17 protein-coding genes and 1 pseudogene are annotated in these 23,779 nt (G+C 37.8%); 7 read left to right on the top strand and 11 right to left on the bottom strand.

Features of this window, described 5'->3' with window-relative positions:
• Positions 1-6: 6 nt before the first annotated feature.
• Positions 7-678 carry a tRNA (adenosine(37)-N6)-threonylcarbamoyltransferase complex dimerization subunit type 1 TsaB gene (tsaB, locus tag SIB89_RS07410; protein WP_412561738.1) on the top strand — a complete coding sequence of 224 codons (672 nt, stop codon included), beginning with the start codon at positions 7-9 and terminating at the stop codon, positions 676-678.
• On the opposite strand, the gene SIB89_RS07405 is transcribed toward tsaB, so the two are convergent.
• The 3 genes from SIB89_RS07405 to SIB89_RS07395 all read right to left on the bottom strand — a co-directional run bounded on the left by SIB89_RS07405 (position 675) and on the right by SIB89_RS07395 (position 2,735).
• Positions 675-1,487: a mechanosensitive ion channel family protein gene (locus SIB89_RS07405; RefSeq protein WP_155088654.1), complete on the bottom strand. Its 813-nt coding sequence runs from the start codon at positions 1,485-1,487 to the stop codon at positions 675-677. The two genes, tsaB and SIB89_RS07405, sit on opposite strands and share 4 nt — an antisense overlap.
• Before the next feature lie 76 nt (positions 1,488-1,563).
• Positions 1,564-1,764, bottom strand: a complete 201-nt coding sequence (locus SIB89_RS07400) for a dodecin family protein (protein ID WP_273289549.1) — start codon at positions 1,762-1,764, stop codon at positions 1,564-1,566.
• 68 nt (positions 1,765-1,832) lie between these two features.
• Positions 1,833-2,735, bottom strand: coding sequence for a NifU family protein (locus SIB89_RS07395; protein WP_412561737.1), 903 nt, complete (start codon positions 2,733-2,735; stop codon positions 1,833-1,835).
• Between the two features lie 182 nt (positions 2,736-2,917).
• On the opposite strand from SIB89_RS07395, the gene SIB89_RS07390 reads away from it, so the two are divergent.
• Positions 2,918-9,724 carry a choice-of-anchor L domain-containing protein gene (locus SIB89_RS07390; RefSeq protein ID WP_412561736.1) on the top strand — a complete coding sequence of 2,269 codons (6,807 nt, stop codon included), beginning with the start codon at positions 2,918-2,920 and terminating at the stop codon, positions 9,722-9,724.
• Positions 9,725-9,732: 8 nt separating this feature from the next.
• Positions 9,733-10,747, top strand: a pseudogene (locus SIB89_RS07385) (type IX secretion system membrane protein PorP/SprF).
• A gap of 47 nt (positions 10,748-10,794) precedes the next feature.
• Here the strand turns inward: SIB89_RS07385 and SIB89_RS07380 are convergent.
• The gene (locus SIB89_RS07380; protein ID WP_412561735.1) at positions 10,795-11,961 is read right to left on the bottom strand and encodes a vWA domain-containing protein; all 1,167 of its coding nucleotides are present in this window, start codon (positions 11,959-11,961) and stop codon (positions 10,795-10,797) included.
• A 5-nt stretch (positions 11,962-11,966) separates the two neighbouring features.
• Positions 11,967-12,998, bottom strand: a complete 1,032-nt coding sequence (locus SIB89_RS07375) for an SIMPL domain-containing protein (RefSeq protein WP_155090214.1) — start codon at positions 12,996-12,998, stop codon at positions 11,967-11,969.
• A gap of 231 nt (positions 12,999-13,229) precedes the next feature.
• Between SIB89_RS07375 and SIB89_RS07370 the strand changes: the two genes are divergently transcribed.
• From SIB89_RS07370 to SIB89_RS07355, 4 genes are all read left to right on the top strand, one after another.
• Positions 13,230-15,395, top strand: coding sequence for a histidine kinase (locus tag SIB89_RS07370; protein WP_412561734.1), 2,166 nt, complete (start codon positions 13,230-13,232; stop codon positions 15,393-15,395).
• Position 15,396: 1 nt separating this feature from the next.
• The gene (locus tag SIB89_RS07365; RefSeq protein WP_412561733.1) at positions 15,397-16,131 is read left to right on the top strand and encodes a LytR/AlgR family response regulator transcription factor; all 735 of its coding nucleotides are present in this window, start codon (positions 15,397-15,399) and stop codon (positions 16,129-16,131) included.
• Positions 16,131-16,532, top strand: a complete 402-nt coding sequence (locus SIB89_RS07360; RefSeq protein WP_412561732.1) for a hypothetical protein — start codon at positions 16,131-16,133, stop codon at positions 16,530-16,532. Before SIB89_RS07365 ends, SIB89_RS07360 begins: the two co-directional genes overlap by 1 nt.
• Before the next feature lie 64 nt (positions 16,533-16,596).
• Positions 16,597-17,112 carry a gamma carbonic anhydrase family protein gene (locus tag SIB89_RS07355; RefSeq protein WP_412561731.1) on the top strand — a complete coding sequence of 172 codons (516 nt, stop codon included), beginning with the start codon at positions 16,597-16,599 and terminating at the stop codon, positions 17,110-17,112.
• Between the two features lie 12 nt (positions 17,113-17,124).
• Here SIB89_RS07355 and murI read toward each other — a convergent pair whose 3' ends face one another.
• From murI to SIB89_RS07325, 6 genes are all read right to left on the bottom strand, one after another.
• Positions 17,125-17,904, bottom strand: coding sequence for a glutamate racemase (murI, locus tag SIB89_RS07350; RefSeq protein ID WP_412561730.1), 780 nt, complete (start codon positions 17,902-17,904; stop codon positions 17,125-17,127).
• A gap of 63 nt (positions 17,905-17,967) precedes the next feature.
• Positions 17,968-18,513, bottom strand: coding sequence for an OmpH family outer membrane protein (locus tag SIB89_RS07345; RefSeq protein WP_412561729.1), 546 nt, complete (start codon positions 18,511-18,513; stop codon positions 17,968-17,970).
• A 31-nt stretch (positions 18,514-18,544) separates the two neighbouring features.
• Positions 18,545-19,633 (bottom strand): OmpH family outer membrane protein, encoded by a 1,089-nt coding sequence (locus SIB89_RS07340; RefSeq protein WP_412561728.1) that lies wholly within the window; start codon positions 19,631-19,633, stop codon positions 18,545-18,547.
• A 153-nt stretch (positions 19,634-19,786) separates the two neighbouring features.
• A complete protein-coding gene (bamA, locus tag SIB89_RS07335; RefSeq protein WP_412561727.1) occupies positions 19,787-22,372 on the bottom strand; it encodes an outer membrane protein assembly factor BamA in 2,586 nt (861 codons plus the stop codon).
• A complete protein-coding gene (locus SIB89_RS07330; RefSeq protein WP_155090207.1) occupies positions 22,344-23,084 on the bottom strand; it encodes an isoprenyl transferase in 741 nt (246 codons plus the stop codon). The genes bamA and SIB89_RS07330 overlap by 29 nt, the downstream gene beginning before the upstream one ends.
• Positions 23,085-23,774 carry a DUF6089 family protein gene (locus SIB89_RS07325; RefSeq protein WP_412561726.1) on the bottom strand — a complete coding sequence of 230 codons (690 nt, stop codon included), beginning with the start codon at positions 23,772-23,774 and terminating at the stop codon, positions 23,085-23,087. It lies immediately after the preceding gene.
• Between the last annotated feature and the right edge of the window lie 5 nt (positions 23,775-23,779).

The raw sequence follows: 23,779 nt of genomic DNA, 5'->3' as shown, positions 1-23,779 counted from the left end.
CTACTAATGGCCTTAGTGCTAAACATAGAAACAGCAACTACTAATTGTTCAGTCTCCTTATCTAATGATGGGGAGACTTTAGTTTTAAAGGAAGACAAAAGTGCTGGGTATTCTCATGCCGAAACTTTACATGTTTTTATAGATGAAGTTTTTAAAATAGCCAAATTAAATCCTACTGATATTGATGCCGTTGCAGTGAGTAAGGGACCTGGTTCCTATACTGGTTTGCGTATTGGCGTATCTACAGCCAAGGGTTTGTGTTTCGCTTTAGATAAGCCTTTGTTGGCTATAAATACACTAGAAGTCTTAGCACATCAGGTAAAGATTGACAACGGATATATTATCCCAATGTTAGATGCACGACGAATGGAAGTTTATTCAGCGGTTTATAATACCAATCTCGATTTGCAAAGAGAAATTAAAGCCGAAATTCTCACAGAAGAAAGTTATAGTGAATTGCTAAATGAAGGAAAGGTTTATTTTATTGGTAACGGAGTTGAAAAAACCAAAAGCCTTATAAGCCATCCTAATGCTGTTTTTATTGAAGGTAAATTACCATCATCAAACGAAATGGCAATGCTCTCAGAATTAAAGTATAAAAAAAGCGACACTGAACATGTCGCCTATTTTGAACCCTACTATTTAAAGGATTTTGTAGCTCTAAAAAAGAAGAGTTAACCTTGCTTCTGTATTTCTACAGTATGCGGATAAGGTATATCAATACCAGCAGCATCAAGTGCTTCTTTTGTTTGTTCTATTAGATCAAATTTTACAGCCCAATAATCTGGAGTCTTAGCCCAAACCCTAGTGAAAAAATTGATGGAACTATCCGCAAGCTCAGAAACATGAATTGCTGGAGATGGTTCTTTAAGAATTAATGGGTGTCGTTCAATAACACTCATAATTACTTCTTTGGTTTGTTTGATGCCAGAATCATAACCGACGCCAAAAGTAATATCAACACGCCTCATATCTTCAGTGGAGTAATTAATGATATTACCGTTAGATAAACTCCCGTTGGGTAGAATAACCTCTTTATTATCAGGAGTTGTTAGTTTGGTTGTAAAAATCTCAATTTCTTTTACAGTACCAGACTCACCTTGAGCTTCTATAAAATCTCCAATTTTAAAGGGCTTGAAAATCATAATTAGAACTCCTCCTGCAAAATTCCCTAAAGAACCTTGTAGTGCTAAACCTATGGCCAAACCGGCTGCAGCAATTACGGCAGCAAATGAGGCTGTCTCAATACCTACGGTACCAAGTACTATAACTACTAATACGATTTTAAACGTCCAGTTAAGTAAATTAGACAAGAACTTCTTTAAACTTTCGTCATAATTGGCTTTATTCATTGCCTTTCTAATTCCTTTTAATAATAAGCTTATTATCCAAAGACCTATAATCCAAATAAGTATAGCTGCTAATAGCTTAGGAGCGAATTCAATAATAATATTATAGCCTTCGTCAATCCATTTTTGTGTTTCCATATACGTTTAATTAATAGTTAGTTAAATAAAAAAACCCGGTAATAAAACCGAGTTATTATATAGTTTAATAAATGATTTAGTTGACTTCAAATGTCAATTTTACGTTGACTCTAAATTCAGTGACATCATCACCTTTTACAACAGCCGTCTGTTCGTTTATGTAAACAGATCGTATGTTCTTTACTGTTTTAGAAGCTTCTTTTACCGCTTTTCTTGTTGCATCCTCCCAACTTTTTTCTGAGTTTGCTAATATTTCCAATACTTTTAATACTGCCATTTTTTATGATTTTAAATTAATTTTTCTATTTAAATCAATATAAGAAAACATAAACGAAATGTCGTTAACTAATTGTTAATAGCATCAACGGTTATAGCAGCATCGTTGAGCATTTCTCTTAGCATGCTTTCAATCCCATTTTTTAATGTAAAGGTGGAAGATGGACAACCACTACAGGCACCTTGAAGCAAAACTTCTACCTTTTTAGTGTTTTCATCATAGGACTTAAACTCTATATTACCACCGTCGCTAGCTACAGCTGGTTTAACATATTCCTCTAGAATATTTACAATATTTTTTGAAGTATCGTCCAAAGCTTCAAATTTCTGCTCAATAGCCTCTTCAGTTTTATTAAGTTGCTTAGGAGCCTCATCATTCAAAATGGTTTTGCCGTCCTCAACATAAGATTTTATAAACTCGCGTAATTGAAGCGTAATTTCTTCCCATTCGATAATATCAAACTTTGTAATGGAAATAAAGTTTTTTTCCATAAAAACGTTTTTTACAAACGGGAACTGAAATAATGCTGTTGCCAAAGGAGAAGGTTTTGCTTCTTCTATGGATGTAAATTCATATAAACCTGGAACTAATACTTTGTTACAAACAAATTTTAAAACACTCGGATTAGGTGTACTTTCGGCATAAACCGTTACAGCGGCCTTGGGTTTTACTGCTTCTTCCGTGACGATAATTCCGTCATTAGATATGTAATCTTCAATTTGTTTGGCAACTTCATCTTGTACGTCGTTCCATTCAACAATATTATATCGCTCAATAGCCACAAAATTAGAAGCTATATAGACTTTCTTTACAAAAGGTAAATAAAACAACTGTTGCGCTAATGGGGAATGCTTGGCGTCATCAATATTATTAAATTCAAAACTATTGTGATTGGTTAAAAACCGATCAGCTTCAAACTTTAATATCGCTTCGTTAGAAGTTGGAACTATGGTGATTTTTGTCTTTGACATCTTTTTTTTGCAAAAATATGAAATATCAAGATGAAACGTTCATCTTATATATTATGTTTTGTAACTGAATTCTTAAGTCAATTCATATAATTTGATTAAATTTCGTCCTCATTTACAGAAACGGAATTGAGTATAGGTTTTAACACCTGTAAACAATACTGTTAAATGAAGCCTAACTAACTATGAAAAAGATATTTTTTGTTGCGGCCCTAATCGTTTCATTTATTGGATTATCACAAGATCTTTCAATGCAAAATGGAACATTTAACCGCTGTGCGCCAGATAGATTTTTTGATTCTGGTGGAGAATTTGGTAACTATGGTAATAATGAAAATTTTACAACAACCATTTGTCCTCAAAATGCTAATGAGTTCTTAATACTCAATTTTCTACAATTTAGCACACAACAAAATTTAGATATATTAACTATATTTGATGGTGATGATACTTCATCTGCGGTATTAGGGACTTGGTCTGGTGTAAATTCACCTGGAACGGTCTCGGCTACAACAAGTAATACATCGGGTTGCTTAACAATAACATTTACAACTAATGGTTCTGGAAATACATTAGGTTGGGAAGCAGAAATATTATGTGCAACACCTTGCCAGGATATAATTGCTTCTATAGACAGTACCAATCCAGCACCTAATGGCTCGGGTGTTATTGGAATTTTACCAGGAGAATCTGTAGATTTTTCAGGAAGCGCAACGTTCTCTGATGATGGAACCAACGCTACGTATAATTGGGATTTTGGTGATGGTAATTCAGCATCTGGTACAGATGTCTCCAATACATTCGCAACCGCAGGAACTTATTCAGTTACATTAACAGTGACTGATGATAACCCTCAAGGATGTACAGGTGTAGAAACTATTACCGTTTTTGTGTTAGGACCAAATGTTGTCGTAGAACAGGATACATTCACTCCCGAAGAATTGATTGAAGATGTGCTCGTAAATAGTCCTTGTGCTACGGTCTCAAATATTATATCATCAACAGGTGTTGATTTTAACCCTGCAGAACCAAATGGAATTGGCTATTTTTTCAGCAATGGGATTGATTTTCCTTTTGAAGATGGAATATTACTAACCAGTGGTAATGCAAGTAGAGCTAGAGGTCCAAACAATAACTTCTTAGGCGATGGATCCAATGCTTGGCCAGGAGATGCCGATTTAAATGCACAAATAGCAGGTGTAGATTCTCATAATGCTACTTTTATCCAGTTCGATTTTACTCCCTTGGCCGATAATATCAGTTTTGATTTTATCATGGCTTCAGAAGAATATGATATGGGCGGATTCGAATGTCAATTTTCTGATGCATTTGCATTTTTGTTAACTGATTCCAGTGGCGTTACAACAAACTTGGCGGTACTGCCAGGTACTACAACTCCTATTTTAGTTACTAATATTCATCCAGATAACGGTACGTGTGGTGCGGCTAACCCTCAATTTTTTGGAGAGTATATACCTAATAATGGCCCTCCGATTTCTTTTGATGGTAGAACAACTGTTTTTACAGCGCAATCAGCTGTAACACCTGGTGAAAATTATACTATTAAATTAGTTGTAGCAGACGATAGGGATAATATTTATGACACTGGTGTATTTTTAAAAGCTGGAAGTTTTGATTTAGGAGGTGATTTAGGAGAAGATATTACAATTGAAGCCGGTACTGCCGAGTGTGGCGGTAGTTCAATTACATTAGATACAAGCGTTACTACAGCAACACATACGTGGTATTTGGATGGAGTTGAGATAGCAGGTGAGACAGGCCCAACAATCGATGTGTCAGAAACAGGAACCTATTCTGTCGATATCATTTTTACTGGTGTTTGCCAAGCTTCAGATTCTATTTTTGTTGAATTTAAACCTAATCCTGAAGTTAATCCAGCTCAAAATTTGTCAATTTGCGAAACCGATGGAACAGCAGAATTTAATTTATCAGATAATGATGACGATATTTTAGGTACACAAAACCCAAGTGACTTTATTATTACTTATCACCTTAGCGAACAAGATGCAATTGATAATGTCGGAGCTCTACCGACAATCTATGAAAATGTAGCTAATCCGCAAATTATATGGGCTCGTATCGCAGATAGTTCCCAAGAATGTTTTGCTACAACCTCTTTTGAATTAACAGTTAGTGGAATAACTATTAATAATTCGGTTACACCTTTACTGGTTTGTGATGACGACGGAGATGGCTTTGCTCCATTTATACTAACAGATAGAGACACTGAAGTTATTGATGCTAACAACCCAAGCGATGTAAATGTAACATATCATCTAACTCAAATGGATGCTGAAACAGATACTTCTCCTTTACCAATACCTTATACAAATGCAACTGCTAATAGTCAAATAATATATGTTCGTTTAGATTTAATCAATAATCAAGATTGTTACAACGTCACAACCTTAGAATTAGAAGTATTAAATAACCCAGTAGCTAATACGACAACGCCATATGAGGTCTGTGATGATAATTCCGATGGATTTGCAGAATTTGATTTGAGCACAAAGGACCCTGAAGTGATAGGGCCTCAGACTGGTGTCACGGTGACCTATCATGCAACTGAAAATGACGCCATACAAGGTACAGGGGTGCTACCAACACTTTATACCAATATGATAGCGGGAAGCGAAACGATCTATGCTCGAATTGAGAACGCAGCAGGATGTTTTGATACTACGGAGTTACAGTTAATAGTAAATCCATTACCTATAACAACAGCCGTAAGCTCTTACGAACTATGCGATGCCGACAACCCAGGTGATGGACAGGAGCTGTTCGACCTGACCACAAAAGATGCAGAAGTTCTGAATGGTCAAGTAAATGTAACAGTGAGCTACTTTGCAAACCAGTCAGATGCCAACACAAATAGCAACGAAATAATTGGGCTTTATGCCAATATAAGTAATCCACAGGAAATTGTAGCGGTATTGACAAATACTAACACAAATTGCAGTTCACAATCGACTTTTGATTTAATAGTAAATCCCCTCCCAACCTTGGTGGCACCGACGCCACTTGAGGTCTGCGACGACGGTGTGCCAGACGGATTAACAGAGATCGACCTGGGCATCAAGAACGCAGAGATCAGCGGTGGCAACCCAGGCTATACGGTGAGCTATCACTTGGACCAGGCGGATGCGGACACGGCAACGGACCCACTGCCGATCCCCTACACCAATATCAGCAACCCGCAGACGGTCTTCGTACGTGTCGAGGACAACGCGACGGGCTGCTACGACACTGTGACCTTGGACCTTGTTGTGGAACAGGCACCGATAGCCAACACGCCGGAGCCGTTGAGGTATTGCGATCCCGACAACGACGGTTTCGGAACCTTTGTCCTCACCGATGCGGACGACGGGATCACAGGGGGAGCGCCGGGCCTTACGGTAAGCTACCACGAGACGCTTGCCAATGCGCAGAACGACGCCGACGCGATAGACACGGGAGTTGACTACAACAACATCGTGGTGAACATGCAGACGCTCTACGCGAGGGTGGAGAGCGGAACGATAGCGACGGACTGTGCCACGATAGTGGAGCTGCTCTTGGTCGTCGAGCCGAGCCCACAGATAGAGGACCCAACGCCACTTGAGGAATGCGACGATATCTCGGCCGACGGCTATGCGACGTTCGACCTCACGTCGAAGGACGCTGAGATACTGGACGGCCTTGACGCGATGCAGTACACGGTCACGTACTACGAGACCGAGGCGGATGCCAACGCACCGAACAATGCGATAGCCAACCCGAACGCCTACACCAACACCTTAGAGGACAACCAGTTCATCTGGGTGCGCGTAGAGGACACCAATACGGTAGAGGGCTGCTATAAGGTAACGACCCTAGAGCTGATCGTCAACCCGCTGCCCGAGCTGTTGCCGCCATTGCCGTTGGAGCTGTGCGACGTGGACAACCCAGGTGACGAGCAGGAGCCGTTCACCCTAGAGGACGCCAATGCAGGGATTCTCAATGGGCAAAACGGCATTACCCTGAGCTATTACGAGACCTTGGTTGATGCCGAGGCAGGCACAAGCCCGATAACGAGCCCTTACATAAACACGAGCAACGCACAGACGGTTTACGTAAGGGGAGAGAACGACATCACGGGCTGCTACAGTACCGTAACGCTGACCCTTAGGGTGGATCCCGTACCATCACCAGAACCGGACCCGGACCCGATAGAGGTCTGTGACGACGACAATGACGGCTTTGCGGAGTTCGATCTGGAGATCCGTACCATAGAGATCACCAACGGTGAGCCCGACGTGGTGATCACCTACCACGAGACCGAGGAAGAGGCCAACCAGGGGGATAATGCCATAACGGGCCTGTACACGAACATAGTGGCGAACAGCCAGATGATCTATGTACGTTCGGAGAACACGATAACGGGTTGCTATAGCCTTACACTGAATACCCTAGAGCTGATCGTGGTACCGTCACCGGAAGTACCGACGGACATAGCGCCATTGGTGGTATGTGACGACGACGACGATGGGACGGCACAGTTCGACCTCACGGAGAGGGATGCCGATATCCTTGGGGCGCAGAACCCAGCCGATGTTGTCCTGACCTACCACGTTACGGCCGCGGATGCACAGGTGGGCAACAACCCGATCATCAATGTGGGCAACTATACCAATACGGCGAACCCACAGACGATCTACGTGCGCCTTTTCAACCCGACAACGGGCTGCCAGGACACGGGCGAGTTTGAGCTTCAGGTGCAACTGCCACCAGAGCCGGTACAGCCGACACCATTGGAGGAATGCGATGACCTTGGGGAATCGCCAGGGGACGAGATGACGGAATTTGACCTTACGGTCAAGGACGCAGAGATCACGGACGGCAACGGGAGCTGGTCGGTAACCTATTATGAGACCAATGCAGATGCCCAGGCAGAGATGAATGCCATACCAGACCCGACGCAGTACACCAATACCTCGGTAAACGGATTGCCGGCCAATCCGCAGACCCTTTACGTAGTGGTGACCGATACCGATACGGGATGTGTGGCCTATACGACGATGACGATAAGAGTACTACCCAACCCAACACCGACACCGAGCGACCAGTTGCCGGATCTGGAGCTGTGCGATGACATCAACACGGGAGATGGAGTAGAGGAGTTCGATTTGACAGCGAATGAAATATTGATACTCAATGGAGAGGCAGGGGTGACACCGACCTACCATGAGACGGCAGAAGATGCCGATACAGGGGGCAACCCAATAGTAGATCCAACAGCATATACCAACATAGAAACGCCAGAGCAGGAGATCTATGTAAGGGTGACCAATGACGCCACGGGCTGTTACACGGTTGTGGACTTTACCATAAGGGTCAACCCATTACCGGAAGTGGTGGCGGTAACGGACTTTATCCAGTGCGAGCTCAACACGGACGGATTTGACAGCTTTGACCTGACGACCAAGGATACGGAAGTGTTAAATGGTCAGAACCCAACACAGTATACAGTGACCTACCATGATAACGTGGCGGATGCGGAAGCAGGGATGAACGCCCTTGTGAGCCCATATACCAATACGAGCAACCCACAGCAGATATTCGTGGCGATAACGGACACGACAACGGGCTGTTCGATAAGCACGCAGAGCTTTAACCTTCAGGTGGACGAGGCGGCCCAGGCCAACCCTGACATGGGCAATATCGTTTATGAAGAGTGCGACGACAACATGGAAACGGACAGTGACCCGAGCAACGACAGCGTACAGTTCGATCTATCGACACAGGACGCACAGGTGCTCGACGGTCAGGATCCAGCTGACTATATTGTGAGCTACTATGCGACGGAAGCGGACGCGAACCTTAACGTGAACCCGTTGCCGAACCTTTACGAAAACATTACCAACCCACAGGTGGTCTATGCCAGGGTGGACAACAATACCTTAACGGTGGTTCCCATCGCCTTGGATTTGACGGCCCTGACCACGGGACTGGACCTGGATGCGGACGGTACGGTGGATACTTACGACACGGACGCGGACGGCACCTTTGACCTTATCGATGTGGACGGTGACGGACTGTCGGACGGGATAGACAACAATGCGGACGGACTGTTCGAGTTCGTGGACGTTGACGGAGACGGAGTGGGAGACCCGGTGGATTTGAACAACGACGGCACGTTCGACAACCAGCAGGACGGCTCGATCTGTTTTGCGGTGGCACCGTTGACCCTTCAGGTGAACCCTTTGCCAGAGTTCGATCTAGATGACAGTTATGTACTATGTATCAATACCAATGGTACGGAGATACTGGATATACCAGTACTGGACACAGGCCTATCGGACATGGACTATAGCTTTGAGTGGAGCTACAACGGCACGGTATTGCCAGGGGAGACAGGATCGACGCTGACGCCGACCCAGGGAGGGACCTATAGCGTAACGGTGACCGATACGAGCACATCAACGGCAACGAGCTGTACCAATACCGATAGCGCAGAGGTAATAGAGAGCGAGCCACCGATGCTGACCGCCGAAGTGGTAACACAAGCTTTTGGGAATAATAACGTTATAGAGGCAGTGGCAACCGGAATCGGCGACTATGAGTACAGCCTTGACGGAGGCCCATGGCAGGACAGCGGCATCTTTGACAACGTCTCCCAGGGAGACCATGTGATAACGGCAAGGGACAGGATAGGTTGTGGATTGACCACGGTAACGGTATTTGTACTGGACTATCCGAAGTACTTTACGCCGAACGGAGACGGCAACAACGACACATGGAACATCGAGGGCATTGGAAATGGTGCCAAAATTTATATATTTGACCGCTATGGGAAACTGCTGAAGCAGTTGAGCCCGAGTGGGTCCGGATGGGACGGGACGTTCAACGGCAACATGATGCCGACCAGCGACTACTGGTTCACCATTGAGTACGACGAACCGACCAACGGACAGAGAAAGGAGTTCAGAGCCCATTTTACCTTGAAACGATAATAAAAATTATGAGATTAAAAAAGTTTTGTTTAGTAGCATTTACAGCTTTAGTAGCAAATTTTAGTTTTGCCCAAGAAGGAATGCCAATTTATTCGGATTATTTGACGGATAATTATTATTTAATACATCCTTCTATGGCTGGTGTAGCAAATTGTGCTAAAGTTAGATTAACAGCTAGACAGCAATGGTTTGGTGTCGATGATGCACCAAGCCTGCAAACTCTGAGTGTAAATAGTAGACTTGGAGATTCACCTGTTGGATTGGGAGGTATTATATTTAATGACGCCAACGGTTATCATTCTACAGTTGGTGGATATGCAACATTTGCGTACCATTTTAATGTTTTCAAGAAACGAAATTGACTTAAACATGTTGTCATTTGGTTTAAGTGCTGGGTTTATTCAATATAAATTGGATGAAACAGATTTTTTAGCACCAGGGGAGTTTGACCAAGCTGTAGCAGGTATTGAACAAAGTGCAACTAATTTTAACGTTGATTTCGGGTTCTCTTATCATTTCTTAGACTTTTATGCACATTTTACTGCAAAAAATATTCTTGATAATGATGGCATTAACTATAATCAAAATGGTGAATTTGAATTTAAGAATTTAAGAACTTATTTAGGTTCTATGGGTTACACTTTCAGCAAGTTTGGAAGTGATTGGAGCTATGAGCCTTCTATTATGTTTATGTATAGAGACGCTACGGAAGAATCTTCAATTGATATTAATGCTAAGGTTTATCGTGAGATGGATTTTGGTAAAGTATGGGGAGGTTTATCATACAGACGAAGCTTGGATGGTGCTGAATTTGCTAGTGGAACAGGTGTAAGTAGTCAAAAATTACAATACCTCACTCCATTTGTGGGAGTTGATTATAATAATTTTGTATTCGCATATACATATTCATACCAGGCTAATACAATTAATTTTAATACAGGAGGTTTCCATCAAATTACTTTAGGGTACAACTTTAACTGTAGACGAGAGAAATATGAATGTAATTGCCCTGCAATAAACTAATAATATAAAAGGCTCAATTTATAAATTGAGCCTTTTCTTTTTTTATCCTAATCCCATATATAGTTTTTCTTATTCGCTTGGGATTTGATAGCCTTTAGCATAGCATTCTCCAAACCATTTTCAGGGCTTTTGGATTGCTTGGCAATATAATCTCTTCGCTTTTGGTTTAAATCGTTAATTGACTTTTGAAGCGCTTCTCGTTCTTTTCGTTTTTTATCAATGTAAGATTTAATTTCAGTTTTTGACTTGCCTTTCAATTCTTCAGGAAGTTGCTCTTCTTTCAAATCATCATACGAAAAACTATTTTCTGCTTCGGCATCTACCAAATCCCAAGAACTGTTTTTGTAAAATTTAGAACTCTTACTTACAGTCCTACTTACAGCATTTGCTTTGTCATAATCCATGGCATTGGAATCTTGTTCAGCCTGTAGTTCCATTTTAGATCGACCTGCTTTTCCGTAAGCCACATAAGTTTTATTTAGTTTTTTATTGAGCTCTAAGATTTTATCATCATAAGGCGATGCTATATGTACTGTAGACTGATTATGGTTTATAGCCATATAATCGCCATGTGTTAAGTCTGCACCATCTTCCCAATAGCTTGAAATTCCTTGATTATAATCACCACAGTAGATTGTATTAACCGTAACATCATTTTTATGTGCCAGTTTAGAAGCATCTTTATAGCTGACATTTCCCTGAGTGTAAGGCTCATTTCCGGCAATGAAAATAAACTTTAAGTCATTGTCATTATTTCCCCAATCTAATTGGTTTAATGCGGTCTGAATGACTTTTCCGCAATATTCATTACCACCATTTGTGGTTAAAGAGAATAAGGATTTTGAGATTTCGTCCAGGTCGTCACTAAAAGCAATGACTTGCCTAAGGTAGCCTTCATCTGCATTAAGGTTGTCGTTGCCGTATTCATAAAGTGCTATTTTAAGATCTGGACTTTCCTCTTTACATTTTGCATAAGATAATTCGTTGACAATTTGCCAAAGTTGTGCTTTAGCTTGATCTATTAACCCATCCATACTGTTACTGGTGTCTAGTAGAAGTGCCACTTTTATTTCTGGTTTTTCAGTTTTTAAAGTGGTTTCAAGTTTTGTTTCTGCAACTGCAAAATTCTGTTTTTCTTGCTTGGTATTTGCGTTACAAGCCGTAAAACTTGCAATACTAACCGTAATAACGAGTGTTCTGAATAATGTTTTCATAGTTATTAATTTTTTGTGTTTAATTCTTTTACGTCAATAGTTCCGTTAGGTGAAATGACGTAGTACTTATGGTCTATTTTTGTTTTAGTGATAGGTTCCGTTTTCTTTTCTTTAGGTTTTGGTGTAAAAACCAGTTTTATATGCATACCTATTTGCACCACAGGTTCTAAAATCGATGGATTTACGACGACATCAAAAGTCTCATAAGTCAGTGGTTGATAATAATAGGAAGTTTGTTTCTTCGCTGAAGTCACGCCTTTATTTTTATCTAAAGCTTCAAAAGAAACGCTATTATAGGCTTGGTAGCTTTGATAAAAATCTTTTGGGAAATAGCAATATTTGTCATCTGCGATAGCAACATCATATTGAGATAGATCAAAACCTAGACTATTGTAATATGCTTTTTTGTCTTCAATGAGCTTTAGAAGCTGATCCTGTAGATTTTTGTAAACCTCTTGAATGTTTTCAATAAAATAATCCACCTTAACCAAGTTATATACTTCACTTTTTGCACAAGCCTCGAGAATGGCTTCAAATTGATTGGTCTTGGTAAATTGAATATGAATATTCTGTTGCAACTCAAACCCCTTAGGAACTTCAGTATAGGTCTTGCTGAATAGCTTTTTGGTGACTTCAACTTCATAAACAGGTATAAAGGATATGACATCTATGGCGAAATTTTTCGGTGAAATTCCAATAGCATTCAATCTCAGTTTTATGCTATCTACGCGTTGTTTCATAAGTGCATTTGTAGTTTCTGCAGAAGGCCCAATTTGAGATAGATTAAAAATTGCCGTGTAAGTTGTAGCATTTACATTTTGAAGTGCTTTTACATCAATATTTAAAACATTGCTGGCGTGTAGCACTTTATTAATTTGTTGCAGTACCACTGGATTGTAAATAGTGGCATTTCCGGCAGACAAAATATTTTGTCTCGAAATATCTTGTGTAATTTGATTGTAATTCCCTTTGTGCTGAGCAATTGCGGTACTCCCCAAAACAAGAAGCAGCAAAACAAATAGATTGCTTTTTTTCATTATGATTTATTTTTTTTGATTAATGATGCCGTAAAGCTCCATGGAAAAAACAGGAAAAAAAAAGCAGAATGAGTGAATGACCTATATGGATGAGTGAAATAAATTGCCGCTTTAGTAATTAGGTCTATTTAGTAGTTTAAAAGCCCATATATTGCGTTATGCTATTTTTTGAAACCAAATAAAGTATGTAAGTTTATTCCAATTTAAAAATTGTTCACAAAAGTGAAACTAATGTATAAATACATATTCATTGTCCTTTTTTGTTTTGCGGCTTCCTTAAGTTATGGGCAAAACAAAAAAGAAGCAGTTGTCCCAGTTGAAGATGAAATATTTACCATCAGAGGTTCTGTCTATATACAAGGTTCTCGTATTCCTATAGAACAGGTGGATATTGAAGTCAATAATGGAACATATACAACAACAAATAAAGATGGAAAGTTCGTCATTAAGGCTAAAATCGGTGACCAGCTTACAGTAATGCACAAGGATTTTGAAACCATATTCCATACCATAGAAAGTGGAGAACGAATAATCATTGAAGTTACTTCTGAGGATAGTTGGAGTTCCGGAAGAACGAAAACAGCCAATATTACTAAAAGATTTAATCAAATGATTGACTCTGCGGATGCCTATTTAAAGAAAGATGCAGAGAAGAGTATAAAGTTTGTGGGTGATGCTCTTAATGTCAATGTTTCCCCAAGTCAGAGTGCTGAGGCGCATGAACTTTTGGGAGATATCTATATGTATTGGAAACAGTATGACCTTGCTATTTCGGCATATAAAATTAGTATTCAGAATACGGAAACATCATCTGCAAAATTAAAATTGGCAAAAGCTTATGAGTATAACGGAGATCTTAAAGAAAGTATTTCTACTTATGGAAATCTCAACGAAAAGGATTTGTCAAACTATCAAAAAGCTGTACTGTACGAAGGTGTTGGTGATGCTAACTTAAAACTCAAAAATATACCTAAAGCAATCACCTCTTATGAAGAAGGTTTAAAAATTGCCAAAAGACATTTGATAGCTCCTAAAGTGACTGACTTAAATTCTAAAATAGCACAGGCTTATAATGTGAAAGGGGATAAAATTAAAGCTAGAGGTTTTTTTGACAACTCTCTCGATTTAGCGGCTAAAGAAAACAAGAAACGCTCTGTAGAAGAAAAGATAAAAGTAGCTGAGTTTAACAGCGAAAACCAGGATTATGAGAGCGAAATAGAATTGAGAAAACAGGCATTGGAGGACATTGAGGATATTGAAAAGGATTCTATAATCCCAAACGAAAGTCCACTCACTTCACAGAAACAAAATTATAAAATAGGAAATGCCCTGATTTTACAAAACAGAAACGATGATGCCATACCATTTTTAGAAGAAAGCAGAAAAGAGGCTGATAAAAAAGGAGACTTAGTGGTAGGTAAGGATGCCACACGAAAACTATCTGAAGCGCTTATCAAAAAAGGAGATACAGAAGAAGGCCTTGCCATGATTGAGAATTATGAAAACATAGTTGATGAACTATATGCTAAAAAGGAACAAGAAATATCTCAAGCAGCGCGTTTTAGTAGAAATTTAGCAATACAACAGAACAGAATTACGGCATTAGAGAGTGATAGGGCATTATCTAGAAGCACTTATGAGTTAACCCAAGAGAAGAATAAACGTCAACAACTAATTATTTACTCACTTATTGGTGGTTTGGTACTGCTTTTAATTACAGGCTTTATGATGTACAAATACATAAAGCAACAGCGTTTGGCAAATAATCTATTGGCTTTAAAATCACTGAGAAGCCAAATGAATCCTCATTTTATTTTTAATGCTCTTAATTCAGTTAACAGTTTTATAGCAACAAATGACGAACGTACAGCAAATAAATACTTATCCGATTTCTCTCATTTAATGCGTTCCGTATTGGAGAATAGCGAAGAAGATTTTATTCCGTTAAAGAAAGAAATTGAGTTATTGGATTTATATACCAAATTAGAACATTTTAGGTTTCAAGATAAATTTGACTACTCCATTAAAGTTGATGAAAGTATTGATGTAGATGAGTTTCAAATTCCACCAATGCTATTGCAGCCTTATATTGAGAATGCTGTGTGGCATGGCTTACGTTATAAAACCGAAAAAGGACACCTTAACATAGAGATACTTCCCAAATCTAAAGACGAAATCGCAATTGTTATAACTGATGATGGCATAGGTAGGGAGCGTTCTAAAGCCTTAAAAACGGCGAACCAAAAGAAACAGAATTCTAAAGGTATGAACAACATTAAAAAACGTGTTGCCATTTTAAACGAAATGTATAAAGACAAGGTTGATGTGACTATAGAGGACTTTCAAGATTTAACAGATGTAGGGACCAAGGTTGTAGTGACTTTAAAAAAAGATTGATATGAAATTAAGCGCCATATTAGTAGAAGACGAAGAAAAAAGTAGAGAGATTCTAAGAAATTATCTCACTAAGTATTGCCCAAATATTTCAATTGTTGGCGAAGCTGCTAATGTTGATGAAGCTTTGGTTTTAATTAGAAATAATGATTTAGATGTTGTGTTTTTGGATGTAGAAATGCCTTATGGTAATGCATTTGATTTATTGGATAAAGTCGGTAATATTGATTTTGAAACTATTTTCGTTACGGCTTATAACCATTATGCTATTGAGGCTTTAAATGCTCATGCATCGTACTATTTGATGAAGCCTATTTCCATAGATGAATTGATAAAAGCAGTGGATTATGTTACTGAAATTAGAGCCAAGGAAGATGCTTTACAAGACCAGGTTTTAGTGCCAAAGACAAATTCTGTAAATGGTAAAATTACCATTCCACAACAGAACGGATTTGAGATTTTGGAGACAGACAACATTATGTACTGTAAAGCTGATGATAACTATACTGAGATTTACCTTAACAACAACAAAAAGAAACTGGTAAGTAAAACTTTAAAGTATATTGAAGAAAGTTTAAAGGATGCCAATTTTGCTAGAGTACATAAAAGTTATTTGGTGAATGTCAATGAAATTGTTAAGTATGTAAAAGGAAAAGGGGGAAGTGTAGTGTTGAGCAACGGAAAGGAAATTATGGTGTCAGCTTCTAAGAAATCTGATTTGTTGTCTTATTTTAAGTGATGAAATTACTTTTAATAATACCAGTCTTTTTTTTTATCAACATTTCATTTGGACAAGAAATAGAATCAATTTATTTGTTTAAAAAAGAGCTTAATAACAAAAACGGATTTTCTTACTTCGAATCTGATAGCTTAGTTTTGTATAAAAATGGAGAATTCTACAGAAAGAAATATTTTTGGAACCATGAAGTTATTGAATCAGAATATAACGGAGTTTGGTCACGAAATAATAATATCCTTGAATTGAATATTACTTCTACTAAAGAATACTCTAAAGCTGAAAATATTCATTGTAGTCTAGTACGTTACTATAAAATTAAGAGACAAAGAATAGTGCCAAAAAAAGGGTTTCAATGTGAATTTAAAACTCGTAGGTTAAAACGTATTTTAGGTAAATATTGAATTTTGAATTGAAATTAATAAAAAAGGATTGTCATCATGAGATTCCTTTTTGCAAAGGAATAAAATGCCAATAATAAAACCAGTAAGAGGAATACACCCACAAATACCAGAAGATTGTTTTATCGCAGATAATGCTACCATCGTTGGTGAAGTTACAATGGGTCATAATTGCAGTATTTGGTTTAATGCCGTAATCCGAGGTGATGTCCATTTTATAAAAATGGGTGATAAGGTCAATGTACAAGATGGTGCTATAATACATGCTACGTATCAAAAATCACCAACAACCATAGGGAATAATGTGTCTATTGCGCACAATGCTATTGTACATGGCTGTACAATTCACGATAATGTACTGATTGGTATGGGAAGTATTGTTATGGATGATGCCATTGTACACTCTAACAGTATTATTGCGGCAGGCGCAGTGGTTACTCAAGGAACTATTGTAGAATCCGGAAGTATTTACGCAGGTATGCCAGCAAAAAAGATCAAGGACATTAGTGAAGAACTAATTTCGGGTGAAATTGACCGTATTGCCAATAACTATGTGAAATATTCGGGCTGGTTTAAAGAATAGAGCATTTTTACTCTAAAAGTCTAAATAAGCAGTTTCAAATTTATTATCTAAGATAGAATTCAGCACTTCTATATTTCCATTGGAATATAATGAAATGGTGGGAGTCTTCGTCTCAAGATTCAACAAATCATTTGCCTTAAGTATAGCTTTAGTCTGTTTGGCAACTGCTAATCCAGAATCTATAATCGTAACTTTCTCAGGTAATAATTCTTTAAGTATAGGAATAAGATAAGGGTAATGTGTACAGCCTAAAACCAAATAGTCGATATTTTCATTTATCATTGGCTTTAGGTATGTCTCCAATAGTTTTTTCATTTCATCGGAATGTAATTTTCCTGATTCAATCAATGGGACTATACCATCTCCATCTTGCTCAATAACTTTAATGCCACTTGCGTAGATATCGGATGTTTTGTGAAATAAATGGCTGCTTAAAGTACCTTTGGTCGCTAAAATGCCAACAGCTTTAACTTTGCTTTTTAAAGCCGCAGGTTTTATAGCAGGCTCTATACCAATAAAGGAAGCATCATAATTGGCTCTGAGGTAATCTATAGCATTTGTTGTAGCAGTATTACAGGCCACGACTATAATTTTACAATCTTTACTCAGTAGCAATTCGGTGTTTTTAATACTGAGCTGAAGTATCTCCTCTTTAGACTTATTACCATAAGGTGCATTTCTGCTGTCAGCTAAATAAATACAGTTTTCGTTTGGTAAAAGGGCATGTATTTCCTTAAAAATAGATGTACCACCAACACCAGAATCGAATATGCCAATAGATTTTTTACTCATTGTTACAAAAATAAAAAGTCGCTTTGTTAAAAGCGACTTTCTTAAAATTTATTTAGAAGGTCATTATATTTTTAAATGAGCCTTTACATCTGCCATAAGGTCTTTACCGTCTGCCATAATCAACATTGCTGAATCCACAACGTAATCAAATCCTTGAGCCCTAGCTACAGTTTGTATAGCCTTGTCAGCCTCTTCTAAGATAGGCTTAAGTAAATCAAATTCTTTCTTCTGCATGTCTTGCTGTGCATTTTGCTGAAACTGAGCGATGCTCTGCTTAATACCTTCAACTTCTTGCATACGTCTTTGGTTCTCTTCTTGCGTTTGCGCTTCTGCCTCAGAATTATACTGCTTTAATTTCGCGTCTAATTCTTTTACAGAATCCTGGATCTGAGCTTCGTAAGTTTTACCTAATTTAGTAATCTCACCTTGCGCTGCAGTGTATGCAGGCATAGCTTTTATCAATTCTTCCTTATTAATATGTGCAACATTACTTTGGGCAGATATAAAACTTGTTGCTCCAATGAAAAGTGCAGCTAATAATAGTGATTTTAAATGTTTGCTCACTTGAAATTTATTTGCTTTAGTGAGTTTGTGAATCTGTGATTTCATTTTTCTAAATTGTATTTGTGTGTTATAATTATTAATTGTTTTCTCCTTCGTTTTTCCTAGCCTTAGCTATAGAATCTCTCTTTTTTAGTTGTTTTTCACGCTCTTCACGTGCTTTTTTTCTTTCTTCTAGTATTTTTTTCTTTCGTTCTTCTAGAGCTTTTTTTCTATTTTCTCTATCTCTAGCTTTGATCTCAGCTGCTGTTAAAGGCTTCTTTGCATTTGTTGAGTCCTTTTTCACAGTTGCCTTAGTCTTTGTACTGTCAGTTTTAACTGTGCTCTTAGCTTTATTGGCTGTACTGTCTTTAGCAGTAGTTTTAGTGTCGTCATCTTTATTGTTTCGCGCATCTAAAACTTTTTGACGACGCTCATCAGCTTCTCGCTTTTTTGCAGCTCTAATAGAGTCTTGCGTTGCTCTTCTTGCTTCTAAAGCTTTTTCTCGCTCAGCACGTTTGGCAGCTAATTCTGCCTCTCTAGATGCCTTACGTTCTTCTAAAGCTTTTTGGCGTTCATCCTTTTCTTCACTAACCACAGGAACAACTTCTTCTTCCTCAAGTTCCTTAAGCTCTTTTTTGTTTTTAGCTTGGCTTCGTCTAGACGTTCTTGTAATTGTTCTTAGAACTTGTTCGCTAATATCATAACGTTCAGCAGAATAAAGCATCACTACATCAGCGGACTTATCAAATACGAAATCGAATTTTTTCGTTTCAGCAATTTGCTGAACAGCTGCAAAAATTTGATCTTGGATAGGTTCTATTAATTGACGCTTCTGAATGATTAAATCTCCATTTGGGCCAAAACGTTTTTGTTGATAGTCTAAAATTTCAGCTTCTTCAAAAGAAATATCCTCCATGCGTTCTTCATATAACTCTTTGGTTAAAAGAACACTTTCGTTTTCAAGTTCTTTTTTCTTTTGCTCTATGACACTGAGTTTTTGCTCAACTTCACTTTTCCATTGTTGAACTTTTTTATCCAACTGTGTAGAAGCTTCTTGATATTCTGGTACATTCTGTAAAATATATTCAGTATCTATATACCCTATTCTAACACCACGCTGTGCGTTAACACTAAAGCTCATTAGACCAATTACTGCCAGTAAAAAAAGAACTTTAAATTTCATCATGTTTGTTTTTGTTTTGAGACATTATCGTTGTAAACCAAACGTTTTTTATCTTATTTAGTGTTACTAATCTTCAAATTTAACGAAATATATCTTTAAAAATTTTAACACCATGATGAAATCCTCATTTAGCAATTAGAAAATATCGTGCCAAACTTAAAATTGCTGACCAATTATAAAGTGTGTTTCCCATTTTCTAGGCACAGTACCATCTGGCAAATCATCGAAAGCATGACCGAAATCTATACCCAATAAACCAAAAGCTGGCATAAAAATTCTCAACCCTACACCTGCTGATCTACGTAAGTTAAAAGGATTAAAGTCCCTAAAATTATTTACAGACTGACCACCTTCTAAGAACGTAAGCGCAAAGATTTTAGCTTGAGCTCCCAAAGTTATAGGATAACGCAGCTCTAATGAAAATTTGTTATAGATAGAACCACCATCTGTAGAGGATAATGATTGGTTAGGATAACCACGAAGTTGGATAACCTCTCTGCCATCTAAGGCGAAGTTTCCGAGACCGTCACCACCAACAAAGAATCGCTCAAAAGGAATAACTCCTCTATCGTTGTTGTATGCTCCTAAGAATCCAAACTCTAAACTAGGTCTTAATACCAAATCTTTATTGCCTAATTTAAAAAGAGACGTATACCAATCTGCTTTGAACTTTATTTTATAGAATTCTAACCATTTAAAACGTTCCTGGTCAATTTCTCCGATACGCTCAAAATCATCCTGATCGGTAGGATCTAGCTGATCTCTTTCGTCCTTTAAAGCTTTATAATCTACTCCATTAACTAGTGAATAAGGAAATGAGAATTTAGCTGAGGCTGTAAAATTAGAACCTCCCGTTGGGAAGATAGGGTCTGTATATAAATTATTTCTGCTTAAGCCAATAGTGTATGATAAGTTGTTAGACGTTCCGTCTCCAAAAGTAAATAAACCCGTGTTATAATTTCTAAGGTCATAATTTTGATAACTCAAGGCTTGTGACAGCGTAAAATAATCGTCTGGTTTGGCAAGTCTTGTAGCTAAGCCAACAGTAACACCGAAAATGTTAAATCGTCTACTTTTATCAGCTCTTCGTGTTTGAGAGTTGAATAAAAATTGCTTAGAATACGAAACCGACGTAGATAATTGAAACGGTTTTTTACCACCTAACCAAGGTTCGCTAAAAGAGAAACTATAGGTTTGAAAAAACTGACTTGCTTGCAATCTTAAAGCTAAACTCTGTCCATCACCTCTTGGTACAGGCTTATATGCTTCTTTCTTAAAAATATCCTTTATGGCAAAATTATTAAAAGATAAACCTAATGTACCAATGAAGCCACCTCCGCCATAACCACCTTGAAGTTGTATTTGGCTAGAGCCCTGTTCTGCTACTTCATATTCAATATCCAATGTGCCATCAACTGGGTTAGGGTTTTTAATGTTAGGAACTAACTGTTGTGCATCAAAGAAACCTAATTGCCCTAATTCCCTTAATGTTCTAATAATTTCAGACTTACTGTAAAGTTCACCAGGACGTGTTCTTATTTCTCTGTATATAACATGGTCATTTGTAACATCATTACCAACTACTGTTACATTGTTAAAATAGGCTGGTTTACCTTCAGAGATTCTGATCTCCATATCAATAACATTACCTTCAGCACTAACTTCTACAGGGTTAATAGTAGAGAACATATAACCCGTATTTTGGTAAGCATTAGATAAACTAAGCGCATCAGGATCATTTGGATCATCGATTCGTTCTCTGAGCTCAACACCATTATAAGTGTCACCTTCCTTTATACCTAATAAATTTGACAGTTGCTGATCTGTGTATACGGTATTACCAACAAAATCAATTTTACCAAAAGTATATTTCTCTCCCTCTTCAACTTTAATGTCTAAGTTGATGTTTTTTTCATCTAAATAACTAATAGAATCTGATATTATTCTGGCGTCCCTGTAACCATTTTCTTTATAATAATCTATAACGTTTACTAAATCCTCTCTAAAGTCTTCTTCTATGTATTTTGAACGCTTTAGAACTCTAATAAAGTTTTTTTGCTTCGTATTTTTCATTGCTTTACGAAGCTTTTTATCTTTTACCTTTTCGTTACCTACAAAATTGATGTTTTTGATCTTTACCTTTTCGCCCCTGTCTATTTTAATGCGCATATTAACACGCTCTTTTTCTACAGAGTCGATAACTTCAGTTGTAATAATATCTACATCGGTATTTAAATATCCTTTCTCTTTGTATTTATCAGTAAGATAATTACGCGTAGTTGCAATAAGGTTTTCTGTTACTTTTACACCGCTTTGAAGCTTATTTTCACTTATTATCTCGGCTTTCTTATTCTTCTTAACACCTTCAATAGTTAAGTCTAATAGTTCTGGTAAATCAATAAGGCGGATTTCTAAATTCGCAGTATTACCCTCTATATTCGTAATGTATATGTCAATACTACTAAAGAGATTAGATTTCCATAAGGTTTTAATGGCATTCGCAATTTTTTCTCCTCCAACCTGTATTTCTTCGTCTTTTCTAAGCTTAGAATAGGCAATAATAGTTTGAGGGCTAAAATTTGTATTTCCTGTTACGGTAATGTCTTTAATCAAGTATTTTGCACCATCTTGAACCTGTGCATTACTTTTTAAGGAGATTGTAAAAAATAATACAATACAAATAAGTTTAGTAAAAGTGTTCAATACTTTATTGTTAGGTGAGTTGTTCGCTTGTTTTTCCAAATCTTCGTTCTCTATTTTGATAGTCTATGAGCGCTTCGTATAGGTTTTCCTTCTTAAAATCTGGCCATAAAATATCCGTAAAATACAATTCTGCATAGGCAATTTGCCAAAGCAAAAAATTACTTATTCTCTGTTCACCACTTGTGCGAATAAGTAGGTCAACGTCTGGTAAATTTTGCGTGTAAAGATGCTTATTTATAATGGATTCATCAATACTTTCTGTAGAAATTATATTATTTTTAACTTTAAGTGATAATTCTTTAATAACATTAACAATTTCTTCACGAGAACCATAGCTTAAGGCTAGGGTTAATGTCATGTTCTCATTATTTTTCGTCTTTTCTATAACATCTAAAAGTTCTTGGTGCGCTTTTTTTGGCAAATCGTGTAGACAGCCAATAGCTGATAGTTTTATGTTATTGTCTTGAAGAGTTTTTATTTCTTTTTTCAGGGATTTTACTAAAAGTTTCATTAATGTTTGGACTTCTAGTTTTGGTCTGTTCCAGTTCTCAGTCGAAAAGGCATAAAGAGTTAGATTTTTTATACCTAGCTCTGCACTGGCTTCAACAACTTGTCTAACGGATTTAGTGCCGCTCTCATGACCAATTACACGCATAAGGCCTTGTTGCTTTGCCCAACGTCCGTTGCCGTCCATAATAATGGCGACATGGTTAGGAAGCTTTTCTTTATTTATTTGTTCTTTAAGGCTCATTTAAAAATTACAATAGCAAGGTCTTCTGCCAAAGGTGTAAGTTAATGTAATTCCTGAAAATACATACCAATCATTGCTATTAGTATTTCCAAAACTTAATTGCTGTCTGTCTTTATTGTCTGGTACACTACCGTCTAGTTCATCAGAAAAAGTATAGCGCGCACCAATTTCTAACGCTAATATAAGATGATTGCTAATGTTGGTTTTATAACCTAGCACCATGGGAATACCATAAGCCCAACTCGATGTGTTTTCTGAAGTGTATTCGCCAGCAGGCGTAAAGTAATAATTATCGTGATTTGCCAAGGTAATACCAGAATATAAATACGGTGTGCCTTGTATGCCTATTTCGTGTAGGTTAAAGTCCCAAAACGTAAATTCCATACCAGCAGAGATTTCTAAAATACTAGTGTTAAAGTTGTAACCACGTTGTCTTCTCCTTGGGTCATCTGATTTAGCATCGATACCTTCTAAATCTGAAAAAATTACAGAAGCTCTAAACGAATGTCTTGGGCTTCTATTCCATTTAAAGATGGCTCCAAACGCACCTTGGTTTGGGGAAATATAATCGGTTGCCCCAACATCTCCTATAAAATTACTCCCACCAGCAAATACACCAACCTCATAAATTTGAGCATTGGTATTTTGGACGAAAAATATACTTATTAGAATTAGGATTAAATACCTCATAAATT

The organism is Winogradskyella sp. MIT101101 (genome assembly GCF_047126865.1).
In the GTDB taxonomy this organism is placed as follows: Bacteria; Bacteroidota; Bacteroidia; order Flavobacteriales; family Flavobacteriaceae; genus Winogradskyella; species Winogradskyella ouciana.
This window is presented reverse-complemented; position numbering and strand designations above follow the sequence as displayed.